The organism is Bacteroidota bacterium (assembly GCA_018816945.1).
GTDB lineage: Bacteria > Bacteroidota > Bacteroidia > Bacteroidales.
This window is the reverse complement of the sequence record JAHIVC010000099.1, coordinates 68,728-82,908: the sequence shown is the minus strand read 5'-3', so window position 1 is coordinate 82,908 and position 14,181 is coordinate 68,728. Positions and strand designations below refer to the sequence as shown.

Sequence of the window (14,181 nt, the reverse complement as noted above, 5' to 3'; positions counted from 1 at the left end):
CTTGAAGTGAGCTAAAGTTTGGAGTAACTAAAGTTGATTTGTGAAATTTGATTTAGGCATTTTAGTCACTTAAACCTTTAGGCACTTCCCAGCTATAAAACACAGATAGTTTGAGTACTATGGAGTTCAAATTTTATTAAAAACAATTAATGTACTTTCTTATCTTTGCAAAAATTTTAAAAACATGAGTCGAGAATTGAGTGAACATGAAATAGTCAGAAGGAATTCTTTAAAAGAACTAATTAGTTTAGGGATTGATCCTTATCCTGCAGAAGAGTATAAATCAAATGTAGCCATTCAAGATATTTTAAAGAATTTCCCTGAAGATAAGTCTTTGTATCATGATGTTCAAATTTCGGGACGGATTATGAGTCGTAGGATTATGGGAGCAGCTTCCTTTGTCGAGTTTCAGGATTCAACTTCTCGTATTCAATTATATTTTAAACGCGATGACATTTGCCCCGGTGAAGATAAAACACTCTATAATACTGTTTTTAAGAGATTGCTCGATATCGGTGATATCATTGGGGTGAAAGGTTATGTTTTTATCACCCAGATGGGTGAAATAACCATCCATGTTACCGAATATAAAATTCTGTGTAAAGCCTTAAAACCGCTGCCTGTAGTTAAAGAGAAAGACGATAAAAAATATGATGCATTTACCGATCCTGAGCAACGTTATCGCCAACGTTATCTTGATTTAATCGTAAATCCATCAGTAAAAAAGATTTTTGAAAAGCGCTCACAGTTGATGAATACAATGAGAACTTTTCTGAACGAAAAAGGATATTTGGAAGTTGAAACACCCATTCTTCAGCCTTTGTACGGTGGTGCTGCTGCACGTCCTTTCAAAACCCATCACAACTCTTTGGACATGACGCTTTATCTGAGAATCGCCAATGAATTGTATTTAAAAAGACTGATTGTGGGTGGATTTGATGGTGTTTATGAATTTTCAAAAGATTTCCGTAACGAAGGGATGGATCGTTTCCATAATCCTGAATTTACCCAAATTGAATTATATGTAGCTTACAAAGACTACGAATGGATGATGAATTTGGCTGAGGAAATGATCGAAAAAGTTGCCATGGATTTACATGGAACAACCAAAGTTCAGGTTGGAAAAAACATCATCGATTTTAAAAGACCTTGGAAACGATTCACCATGTTTGAGGCTATCACTCATTTTACCGGAATAGACATTTCGGAAATGGACGAAGGTCAATTGAGAGAAACGGCCGCTAAACTTCAAGTTCCGATTGACCCAAGTATGGGTAAAGGAAAATTGATTGATGAGATATTTGGTGAATGCTGCGAAGCACAATTGATTCAGCCAACGTTTATTACCGATTATCCTGTTGAAATGTCGCCCTTGGCAAAAAAACACCGCAAAGTTGAAGGACTTGTTGAGCGGTTTGAAGCCGTTTGTAATGGTAAGGAATTATGCAATGCTTTTTCTGAATTGAATGATCCTATTGATCAACGTCAGCGATTTGAATCTCAGCTTGAATTGGGAAAACGCGGTGATGACGAAAGTATGGTATTGGACGAAGATTTCTTAAATGCGCTTGAATATGGAATGCCTCCTACGGCAGGAATTGGAATAGGTATTGACCGGCTATCTATGATCATGACAAATTCCGATTCAATTCAGGATGTTTTATTTTTCCCGCAAATGCGCCCTCAACAAAAGGTCAATATTTCTTCTGATGCTGATTTTAAAAATTTAGGAATCCCTGAAGTTTGGATTCCTGCCATTCGTAAAGCAGGTTTTAATACCGTTGAAGCCTTCAAGCAAGCTGATGCTAACAAACTTATGAATGATTTAGGCGGACTGCGTAAAAAAATGAAATTAGATACGCCCGGTCTTAAATCGGAAGATTTGGAATCATGGATAAAAGGTTAGTAACTAATTATTGTCAAAAATTAGCGGTTGTGAAGATGTCTTCTTTGTGATACTTAGTGTCTTCTTTGTGGTTCTTTGTGACACAGCTATTACACAAAGTTACCCAAAGTAGCTCAAAGAGACACAAAGCAAAGAAAGATTTCAATCAAATACTTAATTTTATCGACTTGCTGTAGACTGATTAGTTACAAAGGTTAAAGTAAGCTTCAAATTAATCTGAACAGGTTAACAGATCGACATGATCATTCTTTGGTAGGGTAATTGTATATAAAACCCTCAATATAACATTGCGATTTAGTTTTGCAATTATTTTGATTTAAGAAACTTTAAGAAAATGAAATTTTCATTTTTTGTTAGTTTTTATATATTTGCAGGCTAATCTTTAATTAATCACTAAAAACGACGATAATTATGAACAAAATTAAACTGATTCTTAGTGTGGCATTTTTAAGCCTCTCATCTTTCTTATTTTCCCAAACCATGAATGAAGCCGGTGAAGCTTTCAATAATGGTATTGCAGCAGTTAAAGCAAATGACTATGCAGCAGCAATTAAAGCTTATTCCGAATGTATTGATATTTGCAGTAAACTTGGCGAGGAAGGGGAAGAAATGAAAATGAAGGCCGAATCACAAATTCCTGACGCATATTTTAAAATGGGTATTGGGGCATATCAGGCCCAAAAATTTGATGAAGCGGTTATTGATTTTCAAAAATCAAGCGAATTTGCCCTTAAAATAAATGATAAAGAAAATTCTGATAAAGCGCTAAACTATATAGCCAGGGTTTATACAACAAAAGGATCTGCTCAGTATAAAGATGAAGAATACGATAATGCAATCGTATCTTTTGAGAAAGCAATACAAGCTGATGAAACCTATTCTAAGGCATATTATAGCATAGGTTTGGTTTATAATAAACAGGATAAAGCAGCAGAGTTTAAAGCAGCCATGGATAAGGTTATCGAACTTGGTCCGGCTGATGATAAAACTGTTGAAGCTGCAAAATTGACAGTATTCAGAAGTTTCAGGGCAGATGCAGGAAAAGCGCTTCAGGCAGGAAATTTTACTAAATCTATGGAATATATTGATATCGCCTTAAATTATGAAGATGGTGATGCTCAAATTTTATATTTTGCAACGATTGCAAATAATGGATTATCAAATTGGCAAAAAGCAGTTGACTTTGGTAAAAAAGCTGTTGAGCTTGAAACAAAAGACAAATCAAAAGTTTATTTTGAATTAGGCAGAGCTTACGAAGGAATAAATAATAAGAATGAGGCCTGTAGTGCTTATAAAAAAGTAACAAGCGGACCAAATGTTGCTGCAGCCCAACATAAAATCAAAAACGAATTAAAGTGTAATTAATAAAAAGTTAAGTTATCTTGATAAAAGAGGAGGAACATTCGTTCTCCCTCTTTTTTTTATGCATTGATATAATTTTTGAATCAAACAATTCCTCGTGGCTTGCCGCGAGGTTTCCTAATACTCTCCCCTGATTTTCAGGGGACCTGCCTTGCCGCAGGCAGGGATGTCAGTCGAATGACTGACAGAGGGGTGAAATAATGAAAATTCGGTTTTCAGCTTTTTGCTGAAATAAAGTTGGCAAAACCTGCCTGCCGCAGGCAAGTACCCCTTGGCTTGCCACGGGGATAGTCAACTTTAAGAATTTTCTTTATTAAAATGAAACTCTTATTTCAAAATTTAATAGCTTTACAACAAAGAATAATAAAAATTACATTAACACATGGAAAAACTTCGACCTAATGAAAGGGTAATTGTGCTGATTGTTACAATTATTGTCACAATTATTTTATCGCTCGTGGTGCTGTAATTATTTGTTAAAATAAATTTGACCAAATTTCAATCATGCCTGTAATAAACCCATCAGAACGAAAGCTAAACATTTTGGTTGCAGAAGATAACCTGATTAACCAAAAAGTGGCCATGATGAACCTAAAACAAATGGGTCATGATGTGGAAATTGCCATCAATGGTAGAATGGCTGTTGAAATGTATAAATCCGGGAAATACGATTTAATTCTTATGGATTTGCAGATGCCGGTTTTGGATGGAATTAGTGCCACGATTGAGATTAGGAAATTTGAACGCGAAAATAAGGTAACAAACCCTATAAAAATTATTGCGATAACTGCCAATGTACTTACTGAGGACAAAAATAAGTGTTTTGAAGTTGGGATGGATTATTTTATGACCAAACCATTTAGGTCGGAAGAGTTAATTAAAGCTCTTAAAAGTTAGCAGCACCATATCTTTAGTACTATATTTGTTCTTTGTTTTATTATTCTTGTTATTTCATATATTTGTTGTCACTTTAAAAAATGTAAAAAATGAATTTACTCGTACTTTTGGGCGTTGTTGGTCCATGGCAGGCAATAATAATCGTTGCAATAGTTTTGTTACTTTTTGGTGGGAAAAAAATTCCGGAATTGATGAAAGGACTGGGACGTGGAATAAGGGAATTTAAAGAGGGAATGAATCCAGATGAGGAAAAAAAGGAAAAAGAAGAAAATAAAAAATAATCAAATCCCGGTTACCTTGGATTTTAATTGGGTATTCCCATCTTAATTTTAATAAATTCATTTAAGGATTATATTCAAATTTATACTTATTTTCGATATAAAATAGGGTAATTCGCATCGATGGTATCCTCATAAATATTCAATAATATATTTGTAAATGCGCATTTTACCATTTGTTCGTAGAGATAAACAATATTTTATTACAAAATTTGTTTATAATTTAACTTTAGCTTCGTCATTAAATAATTATTGATTCAAACATTTTTATGAAACATCCATATAGAAATATAACCATAAGCTTATTTGCAATATCATTTTTTCTTTTTACATCCATCAGTTGTTATAGCCAAGTGATCGACACAACAAAGGTTGATCTTATAGAGGAAGAACTTGTTGAAGACTCTACCCTTGTAATCATGCTGGACAGCCTGATCAATGTTAAATATTTTACCAATAATTTCTTAAACGAAAACTCTGAAGTTTTAAATGTTTATAATTACGCTCCTGAATTTGTTCCAAGTTATTCCGATTCAATTTATGAAGCAAGAATAGCTTATTTAAATGCCCAAACCCCTATTGAACTTACTTACAATAAAAACGTAAAGAATTATATTCAGCTATACGGAGAAAGAAAAAGGAATTTGACACAGCGATTGCTTGGTCTCGCCAAAATTTATTTTCCATATTTTGAGGAAAAGCTTGATTTGTATAATATTCCGTTAGAATTGAAATATCTGGCCATTGTAGAATCTGCTTTAATCCCAAATGCCGGTTCGAGAGCTGGTGCCAAAGGATTGTGGCAATTCATGTATGGTACCGGAAAAGTTTATGGCCTAACCGTAAGTTCATATGTAGATGATCGGTTCGATCCTATGAAATCGACTATTGCTGCTTGTGAGCACCTGGAAGATCTTTATGATATTTATGGAGATTGGTCGCTGGTATTGGCTGCTTATAATTCCGGAGCAGGAAATGTTAACAGAGCTATTCGCAGAGCTGGGGGGATTAAAAATTATTGGGCCATATGGCCATTTTTGCCTAGGGAAACCAGGGATTATGTCCCCGCTTTTATAGCAGTTAATTATATCATGAATTTTGCTGCCGAACACAATCTTTATCCGATTGATCCCGGAATCTTATATCAAGGGATTGATACGGTCACAGTTAAAGATGTTTTATCATTCGACCAGATATCGGAGTTTTTAAAGGTCCCAATGGAAGACATTCAATTTTTAAACCCACAGTTTAAATTGGGCATTATCCCGGCAACAAATGGCGAAAAATATGTTCTTCGTTTGCCCAAAGATTATATCTATACTTATTTGGAAAATGAAGATTCACTTTATAATTTTAAAACTGAAAAAGGGGTCGAGCGTGAAAAACTCATGACCCAAATAGCATCTGTCGCGGATAGAAATATTCACATCGTTCGCAGTGGCGAAAACTTAGGCTCCATTGCTAAACAATATCGTTGCAACGTAAATCAGCTTATGCAATGGAATAGTCTAAAAAATAGTAATATTTTCCCCGGACAAAAACTTATTCTTTACGGAAGTGGAGCTGTATTGGCCAGTAATAAGCAAACCGTTGTTCGCTCAAATGAGCAATCAGTTCATGAAGTGAAATCCGGAGAGAACCTTGGACTAATTGCCACGAAATATAAATGCAGCATTACTGATTTGAAAGAATGGAATAACCTAAAAAGTTCTACTATTCAGCCAAAGCAAAAACTAATTGTATTCAAACCAGAAGCGGGGAATGCAATAGCTGCAAATACTTCCGGAAAATATCTATATCATACCATAAAATCAGGAGATACTTTGTGGGATATTGCTAAAATGTATGATGGCGTAACTGTTGAAAAAATAAAAGCACTTAATAATATTCAAAACACCAAACGCTTAGAACCGGGAAAGAAAATTAAGATTGCAATTATTGGTTAATCAACGATTAGAATGTATCATTAAATCTACAAGCATGAAAAACATTTTATGGTCAGTCTTCATTTTATGTCTTAGTGCATTTCTATTTCAATCATGTTCAAAACCAAATGGACTTCCTCATTCAACAGGAAAAACATTAGAAATGATTGTAGTTACAAATAATAAAGAACAATGGAACAGCAGTGTTGGGCAAGCCATTAAATCATTTTTTGGACAAGAGCAAATCGGACTGCCTCAATCTGAGGCACTTTATTCTATGGTTAATTTACCGGAAGAAGCCTTCATTAAAATGTACCAATCAAATCGCGATATACTCATCATTGACATCAGCGAAAAAATAACAAATGCTCAGATTGAAAACAAAAAAGACTTCTGGGCAAGCCCACAAAGGGTTATAAAAATTTCTGCCCCTAACAACGAATCATTCTTTAAAATATTTGATGAAAATAAAGAGGGAATACTGGAATTATTTAATCAGGTAGAAAGGGAAAGAATGATTAATGCGTTTAAAACTGCTCAGAATGTAGGCATATCAAATGCTTTATCAGAAAAATTTAATTTTAGCCTGATTCTTCCAAGTGCCTATAAAATTGCAAAGCAAGACAGTAATTTTATGTGGATCAGAAAGGAAACTTTAGAAGATAGCCAGGGGATTATAATTTATTCCTATCCCTATTTACACGAAAATGCATTTGAAAAAGACATCATCATCAATGTAAGAAATATGATGACCAAGCGCTATATTCCAGGTCCGGCAGATGGATCATTTATGAAAGTTGCCGATCAGGTCATTTTTCCTATAACAAAAACAGTAAATTTTAATAATTTGTATGCTATCGAAACCAGGGGACTTTGGGAAACTGAAGGCGATTATATGGGAGGCCCATTCTTGAGTTATACCTTGGTTGATGAAGCAAATAACAGAGTGATTACACTCGACTCATATGTATATGCACCAAGCCAAAATAAGCGAGATTTGTTAAAACAATTAGAAGCAATTTTATATTCATTTAAAATGGCGGATTAACAAAGGAACTTAACCGAGGATATATGATTTTTATGATCATATAATAAACTCCTCACGAAACCATATTATTGACTAACATTATTGCACTAAGTGTAGTAAATTATAATTAGTAGGTAATAAGTTATAGCTTTTATTGTCATGTATCGCATATTTAACGACCAAGGTTCATTATTCAATCCATTTGTACTGGCATTGCCCTTTGCTATTCTTGCAATATATTTTTTACCCGATATTTATCAAAAATATGAGTTTAATATTGATCAAAGCTATAATTCTACTGACAAGTTTATTCAAAAATTTATTGAACTTGATGGAGATGGCCTTAGTGAAAAGGTAATTTTACATTCTATTTCAAAACCAATTCCTACATTACCACATATATCAATTTATAGTGCTACCGATGCCCCGAAATATGATATACTTCTTGATCACCCATGGGTTAAGGGAAACAATTTGTATTCGGCTGATCTTAATGGCAATAAAAAAAATGAGCTTTTTGTTTTTACCAGAAGTGCGGATTCAATTTATTTGAATATGTTTGAACATTATTCTTCCGACTCAATAATTTCCCAATCAGTTCAAGTTGAAGCTTTGAATAATTTGGATATTAACTACGACCTATGGATCAATCATATTGGAAATTCCGATTTAAACGGAGATGGATTTAAAGATTTTGTTTTTATGATCATGACCGGCTATGGTCAACAACCTAAAGGTATTTTTGCATGGGATCTCCAAAAAAATAGTGTTATACGATCTGCGCCATTTGGGATTTCTTTGGATCTAGTTCAACATTATCTGTGCGATATTGATCAGGATGGGTTCGATGAGATATTGCTAAGTACCTACACTAATACTTTTTACAATAGTCGGGATAATTCAAATAAAGATTTACAATACCCGGACTCTTCAAGTTATATTATGGTTTTGAATCATGATTTGAGCTTACGTTTCGATCCCATTCCGGTATCCTGTCAGCATTCTTATATTGCTCCACTGAAAACAGAGAATGGTGTAAAAATAGCTGCAATCATTGGAACAGAAAAAGAAGGTAGGGTTGAACAAAAAATTCAACTTTATGATTTGAATGGCAAATTGTTTAAAACTAAAAGTATTGCAAATGATTACGGATATTCCAATGATTGGATATTTACGAAAAACAACAGCATTGATGATTTGTTATATATTGCACATGTAAAAGGATTAGTTGAATGCTATGATGCAAGTTTAAACCTAATACAATCGTTGCAAATAAAACCCATTGAAGGATTTCCCATTAGACCGATTGATTTGGACAATGATGGGCAGAATGAATTTTTCTTCAAGCAGGTTCCCAATTCAATCTTCTCAAATGAATTTGTAATTATACAGAACGATTTGTCATGTCCTGTCAACATTAAGCTTGAGGGAAAGGTTTTTGGGGTTTCGGGATTTTCAATAACCCATCGAAGTGAGTTGAAAGATAATAAATCATTCGTTCTTCAGTTGAGCAACGAAGATGCCTACCTATGTTCTTATTCTGGAAATCCAAACTATAAGTTTAAGTATTTGGTTTGGATATTTACTTATGCTCTAATTGTTTTTTTTATTGCTATTATGCAATGGGCTCAACGAATAAAAACTCAAAATAATACACTGAAAGAAAAAGAATTGGCCAGACTTCAGTTATTGGCAATTAAAAACCAAATTGATCCACACTTTACTTTAAACACCCTTAACTCAATAAGCTCTCTTTATGGCAAGGGAGAAAATCAAGAGGCTTATAAATACATGACTAAGTTATCGCGTTTGATGTTACTGGTGTTGAATGAATCGGATCAAATTAGTTCAACACTCAGGGCCGAAGTCGAAATGATAAAAAATTACATCGAGTTGCAAATGATTCGGTTTAAGGATGTATTTGATTATAAAATTTATTGGGATGAAAAACGGCTTGGTGAAAGAGAAATACCGCGTATGCTCATTCATACATTTACTGAAAATGCAATTAAGCATGGATTAAGACTAAAAAAGGAAGGTGGATTCTTAAAAATAACCATGAATGAAAAAGACAAACATATATTTATAATTATTGAAGATAATGGAGTTGGTCGAAAGGCTGCATCACAAGATAGATCATTAAGTAGTGGCAAAGGTGTTGGTATATCTAATAGTATTTGCCAACTTTATCAGCAACTTCGAAATGTAAAGGTGAGCTATAAGATTGAAGATTTGTTTAAGTTGAATGAATTAACGAACAGTGAAGATCCGGCAGGCACAAGGGTTACAATAACGGTTCATCCTAAATTATTCAAAATTTAAAGGAATGAATTTTTCAGACATTTAAAATTTGTACACTGAAATTTACTTTAATATATTTACAATTTAGTTTTATTATGGAAGAAATCGAAAAAATCCGCACAGTTGTTATTGACGACGAACCCGCGTCACTTGAAAGAATGCAATATGTTCTTTCTATGTTTCCTGAAATTGAAGTAATTCAATATACCAGGGATCCGGTGAAAGCCGTTCAGCTTATTATTGAGGAACGCCCTTCCTTGGTATTTGTAGATGTTGAAATGCCTGTAAAAAATGGGTTTAATGTTTTAAGTGATGTTCACGACGCCGGATTTTTTCCGGGCTTTATTTTTATTACTGCTTACGATCAGTATGCGATTAAGGCAATAAAGCAGGAAGCGCTTGATTATTTGCTTAAACCTATTGATATTGAAGAATTGAAAGTTGCCATTGATCATTTTAAATCAAGGCATTCATTTGCAAAATCGATCGATTTAAATCAAAATCCAATTTGTGCATCTTTAAGCGATCGGGAAAAAGAAGTACTGATTTTAGCAATGAAAGGCCAAACAAGCCGCGAAATAGCAAACCTTCTATTTATTAGTAAGGCTACGATAGATTCACACCGCCAGAACATTTTACTAAAGACAGATTCAAAAAACTTCTCCGAATTGAGTTATAAGATCGTAGGGATTGATTTCAAAAAATAAATCAGTAAGACAATAATTTTGAAAAGCAAAATTATTTAGTCGAACTCCTGCCAGATGTAGGCTGGGAATCTTGAGTATGTCGAAGGATTATTTGGGTAATAACTTGCCAAAGTGATAGTCAGCTTTAAGAATTTTCATTATTTCTATATAAGAATTTTCATTATTTCTATAGTAAATAAGTTAATAATTTAAGTGCTGTTTTTCAGCCACTTAATTTTTTTGTTTTGTTTCGCTTATTTTTATATATTTATCGCAAATTAAATTTTTTTGTTATTTAATAATTTATACATTATTTGGTTTTGGCTTAAAATAATGATGGATTATTAACAAAAGTCGGGATATATTGTAACAATCATCATTTATAAGGGTGATAATTGGTAACAAATAAGGTTTCCCAAGTATTAGATACTTGCTAATTTCCCGACAATTCTGAACATAAGCATATATAGATTAGACTTTAAAGAAAATTTAGCAATAAAAATTTTAACCAAAATCTATTAATAACAAAAATTAATGCCTATGAAATAAAGTGACAAAAAATCCTTCCTTGAATGAGAAGTTAAAGGGATTTGACTCTCTTAGTGAACAGCCTACAATCTAAACCATTATTTAATCTAAAAATTATTTTATGAAACGAATTGCAATTATTGTATTATTCATGTTTCTGGGCATTAGTTTTGCCTTTGCCCAAGGAAGAACTATCACTGGTACAGTGACAAGTGCTTCAGACGGTTCTACAATACCTGGTGTACAGGTGGTTGTTAAAGGAACTACTATAGGTACAACAACTGACATAGATGGCAAGTATGCTTTTACATTACCTGCATCTGCTCAAATTCTTCGCTTTACTTATATTGGTATGGTTACTCAAGAGATTGAGATAGGAAGCCAATCCGTAATTAATGTTCAAATGAACATGTCTTCAACCTCACTTGATGAAGTAGTGGTTGTTGGTTATGGTGTACAAAAGAAGCGAGATGTTGCCGGTGCCATATCATCCGTAAAGGGCGATGACCTTAAATTAGTTCCTGTTCAAAGTTTCGACCAGGCATTACAAGGGAAAGCTGCCGGTGTAATGATCACCATGCCCAATGGGGTATTGAATAACCCTCCTGTAATCAGGGTTAGGGGTTTTAACTCAATTTCATCCTCTTCTTATCCACTTATCGTCGTAGATGGAGTACCTGTTTTTACTGGTGATGTATCACAAAATAGTGCCGCATCAAACCCCCTTGGCGATATTAACCCCTCAGATATCCAATCAATGGAAATTTTAAAAGATGCATCAGCAACAGCCATTTATGGATCCAGAGCTGCCAATGGTGTAATTTTAATTTCTACACGACGTGGAAATACTGCTAAAACAAAAGTTACTTACGATGGATCTTTTGGTTATACCCAACCGTTTAATATTTTTGACATGATGAATGCCACACAATATGTTGAGCATAAAAACAAAGCACTGGCAAATTTTCCTTCTCAACTGGCATTCCAATTCTTTATTCCAACCGATGCAGATGGCAAACCTATCGACACGGATTGGGCAGACCTGGTATATCGAACTGGGTTCCAACATAATCATGCAGTGACCATTTCCGGAGCCTCTCCTTCAACAACTTATTATCTTTCAGCCGGCTTTACCGATCAGGAAGGTATGGTTATTAATAATACTTATTCAAGAAAAAATGTCAGGTTCAATCTTGATCATAAATTGAACAAGTATATTAATTTAGGTGCTAATATTACGGTTACCAATTCAATGAATGAAGCGCCAAATACAGGATCATTGCCTGGTCAGGGATTTAATACTGCAGGTGCAGGCCGATTGGCTTTTGTGCTTCCTCCAAACATAGCACCTTTTAAAAACGATGGAACCTATAACATCAATGGTTCGGCAATCGGAAATATGGGACAACCTGTAGCAAATTATGGCTATTATAATCCTGTTGCTGCATTCGAACTCAATACATTTACAGCACAAACCGACAGGGTATTGGCCAATTTCTCAGTTTCTTATGAACCAATTAAAGATTTGGTGTTTAAAACCGTTTATGGTATCGATAACCTTTCTGTTGAATCCATTACATTCCAATCCGGAATCACCGGTGACGGTTATTCTGCAAATGGGAATGCTACAAACAATTTCGAACGTTTGAACCGATGGACCTGGACCAATACCGTGAATTATTCGTATACCCTCAAAGAAAAAACAAATTTAAGTATTCTTGCCGGTACAGAGGAGCAATATACTGCCGGAAATAGATGGAGTGGCAACAAAACAAATGTGGCTGACCCATTTTTTGAAACCTATCAGGGTTCGTGGGTTACTGCAGGAATGGGCGGTGGAGCCCAATATGAAAATTATTTCATTTCCTATTTCGGACGTTTTAATGCCAACTACGATAAAAGATATTTTTTCGAAGCCAGTGTGCGTCAGGATGGATATTCAGGTTTAGCAAAAGATAATAAATATGGACTTTTCGGTGGTGCATCTTTAATGTGGAACCTTTCAAATGAAAGTTTTGTGAAAGACGGAAAATTAGGCGAGTTATTTTCTGATTTACGATTTAAAGCCAGTTACGGACAAGTTGGTAATATGTCGGGTATCGATTCATACGCATCTTTATTCCTATATGGTTCAGGTGTTTATGGTGCTGCACCAACATGGATATTCAATCAAGCAGGTAACCCTGATTTAAAATGGGAAAAGAGTGATAAATATGACATAGGCCTAAGCTTTGGCTTGCTTAAAGATAAAATTCAGGTTGATCTGAACTGGTACTATAATGATGTGAACGACCTTATACTCAATGTTCCCCAGTCTCCTTCAAAAGGGGTACCTGGCAATACTATTCCAATGAATATAGGAGCTATGTACAATACAGGTCTCGAACTTTCGCTAACAAGTTATAATGTGGCTAAAAAAGATTTCACCTGGACAACCAATTTTAATATCAGTACCCTTAAAAATGAAGTTACCGAATTGGCACCCGGTGTAACTGAAATTGTCGGGAGGACGTCAGGTTTGGAAACAACCAGCCGTACAATGATCGGATCTCCTGTAGGAAATATTTTTGGTATCGAAACAAGAGGGGTTGATCCTGCAACAGGTAGAAGGGTTTTTGTTAACGCAGCCGGTAAAGAAGTTCTTTTTTATCGTGAAAATTCCGCAGCTACCCAATGGCAATACAGGGATGGTAGTGGAAATGCCCCTGCAATTTCCCTTAATGCAGATGGGAAAATATTGGGCTCTCCTCTTCCAACAGTTTATGGTGGTTTAGACAATACCCTTACCTATAAGAATTTTGATTTCTCTTTAAATTTAACTTATGCGCTTGGTTTCGAATTATACAACGGTTCAAAGGCAGGTTTGAGAGATCAAAGATGGTGGAACAACACGGTTGAGGTATATGAAACAGCTTGGTCACAACCGGGCGACATCACCAATATACCGAAACCAATTTTTAACGATAACACCTCAAATGGTTCTACAATGGTACTATCTGAAAACGTTGAAAAAGGTGATTACTTAAAAGTTCGCAATATAACTGTTGGCTATACATTAAAGAATATTCCTAGTTCATGGGGAATTGAAAGAGTAAGGTTCTATGCACAGGTTTTCAACGCCTTGGTAATATCCGGTTATACAGGTTCAGATCCCGAAGTTTCAGCCAACGGAAATAGCAACCTTACACCAGGTATCGACAGAAATACGGTACCTCAGGCCAGAACTTACTCATTTGGTGTAAATGTTTCATTTTAGTCACTATTAAACGAT

The 14,181-nt window shown here is 34.7% G+C and carries 9 protein-coding genes; all 9 read left to right on the top strand.

Annotation, left to right across the window (positions count from 1 at the left end; genetic code table 11):
- Positions 1 to 184 precede the first annotated feature (184 nt).
- Positions 185 to 1,906 (top strand): lysine--tRNA ligase, encoded by a 1,722-nt coding sequence (lysS, locus tag KKG99_14650; GenBank protein ID MBU1014235.1) that lies wholly within the window; start codon positions 185 to 187, stop codon positions 1,904 to 1,906.
- A 411-nt stretch (positions 1,907 to 2,317) separates the two neighbouring features.
- Positions 2,318 to 3,271, top strand: a complete 954-nt coding sequence (locus KKG99_14645; GenBank protein ID MBU1014234.1) for a tetratricopeptide repeat protein — start codon at positions 2,318 to 2,320, stop codon at positions 3,269 to 3,271.
- 501 nt (positions 3,272 to 3,772) lie between these two features.
- Positions 3,773 to 4,165 (top strand): response regulator, encoded by a 393-nt coding sequence (locus KKG99_14640; protein MBU1014233.1) that lies wholly within the window; start codon positions 3,773 to 3,775, stop codon positions 4,163 to 4,165.
- A gap of 89 nt (positions 4,166 to 4,254) precedes the next feature.
- A complete protein-coding gene (locus KKG99_14635; protein MBU1014232.1) occupies positions 4,255 to 4,446 on the top strand; it encodes a twin-arginine translocase TatA/TatE family subunit in 192 nt (63 codons plus the stop codon).
- Between the two features lie 266 nt (positions 4,447 to 4,712).
- Positions 4,713 to 6,389, top strand: a complete 1,677-nt coding sequence (locus tag KKG99_14630) for a LysM peptidoglycan-binding domain-containing protein (GenBank protein ID MBU1014231.1) — start codon at positions 4,713 to 4,715, stop codon at positions 6,387 to 6,389.
- 34 nt (positions 6,390 to 6,423) lie between these two features.
- Entirely contained in the window at positions 6,424 to 7,416 is a 993-nt protein-coding gene (locus KKG99_14625; protein MBU1014230.1) for a DUF4837 family protein, read from the top strand.
- Positions 7,417 to 7,554: 138 nt separating this feature from the next.
- On the top strand, positions 7,555 to 9,717 hold the full coding sequence (locus KKG99_14620) for a histidine kinase (GenBank protein MBU1014229.1): 2,163 nt from the start codon (positions 7,555 to 7,557) through the stop codon (positions 9,715 to 9,717).
- Between the two features lie 74 nt (positions 9,718 to 9,791).
- Positions 9,792 to 10,403, top strand: a complete 612-nt coding sequence (locus tag KKG99_14615) for a response regulator transcription factor (protein MBU1014228.1) — start codon at positions 9,792 to 9,794, stop codon at positions 10,401 to 10,403.
- 628 nt (positions 10,404 to 11,031) lie between these two features.
- Positions 11,032 to 14,166, top strand: coding sequence for a SusC/RagA family TonB-linked outer membrane protein (locus tag KKG99_14610; GenBank protein ID MBU1014227.1), 3,135 nt, complete (start codon positions 11,032 to 11,034; stop codon positions 14,164 to 14,166).
- The last annotated feature ends 15 nt before the right edge of the window (positions 14,167 to 14,181 follow it).

Bases quoted from the DNA above. Each gene is read 5' to 3' on its own strand.
- lysS (MBU1014235.1), top strand. From the start codon at position 185: ATGAGTCGAGAATTGAGTGAACATGAAATAGTCAGAAGGAATTCTTTA.
- KKG99_14645 (MBU1014234.1), top strand. From the start codon at position 2,318: ATGAACAAAATTAAACTGATTCTTAGTGTGGCATTTTTAAGCCTCTCA.
- KKG99_14640 (MBU1014233.1), top strand. From the start codon at position 3,773: ATGCCTGTAATAAACCCATCAGAACGAAAGCTAAACATTTTGGTTGCA.
- KKG99_14635 (MBU1014232.1), top strand. From the start codon at position 4,255: ATGAATTTACTCGTACTTTTGGGCGTTGTTGGTCCATGGCAGGCAATA.
- KKG99_14630 (MBU1014231.1), top strand. From the start codon at position 4,713: ATGAAACATCCATATAGAAATATAACCATAAGCTTATTTGCAATATCA.
- KKG99_14625 (MBU1014230.1), top strand. From the start codon at position 6,424: ATGAAAAACATTTTATGGTCAGTCTTCATTTTATGTCTTAGTGCATTT.
- KKG99_14620 (MBU1014229.1), top strand. From the start codon at position 7,555: ATGTATCGCATATTTAACGACCAAGGTTCATTATTCAATCCATTTGTA.
- KKG99_14615 (MBU1014228.1), top strand. From the start codon at position 9,792: ATGGAAGAAATCGAAAAAATCCGCACAGTTGTTATTGACGACGAACCC.
- KKG99_14610 (MBU1014227.1), top strand. From the start codon at position 11,032: ATGAAACGAATTGCAATTATTGTATTATTCATGTTTCTGGGCATTAGT.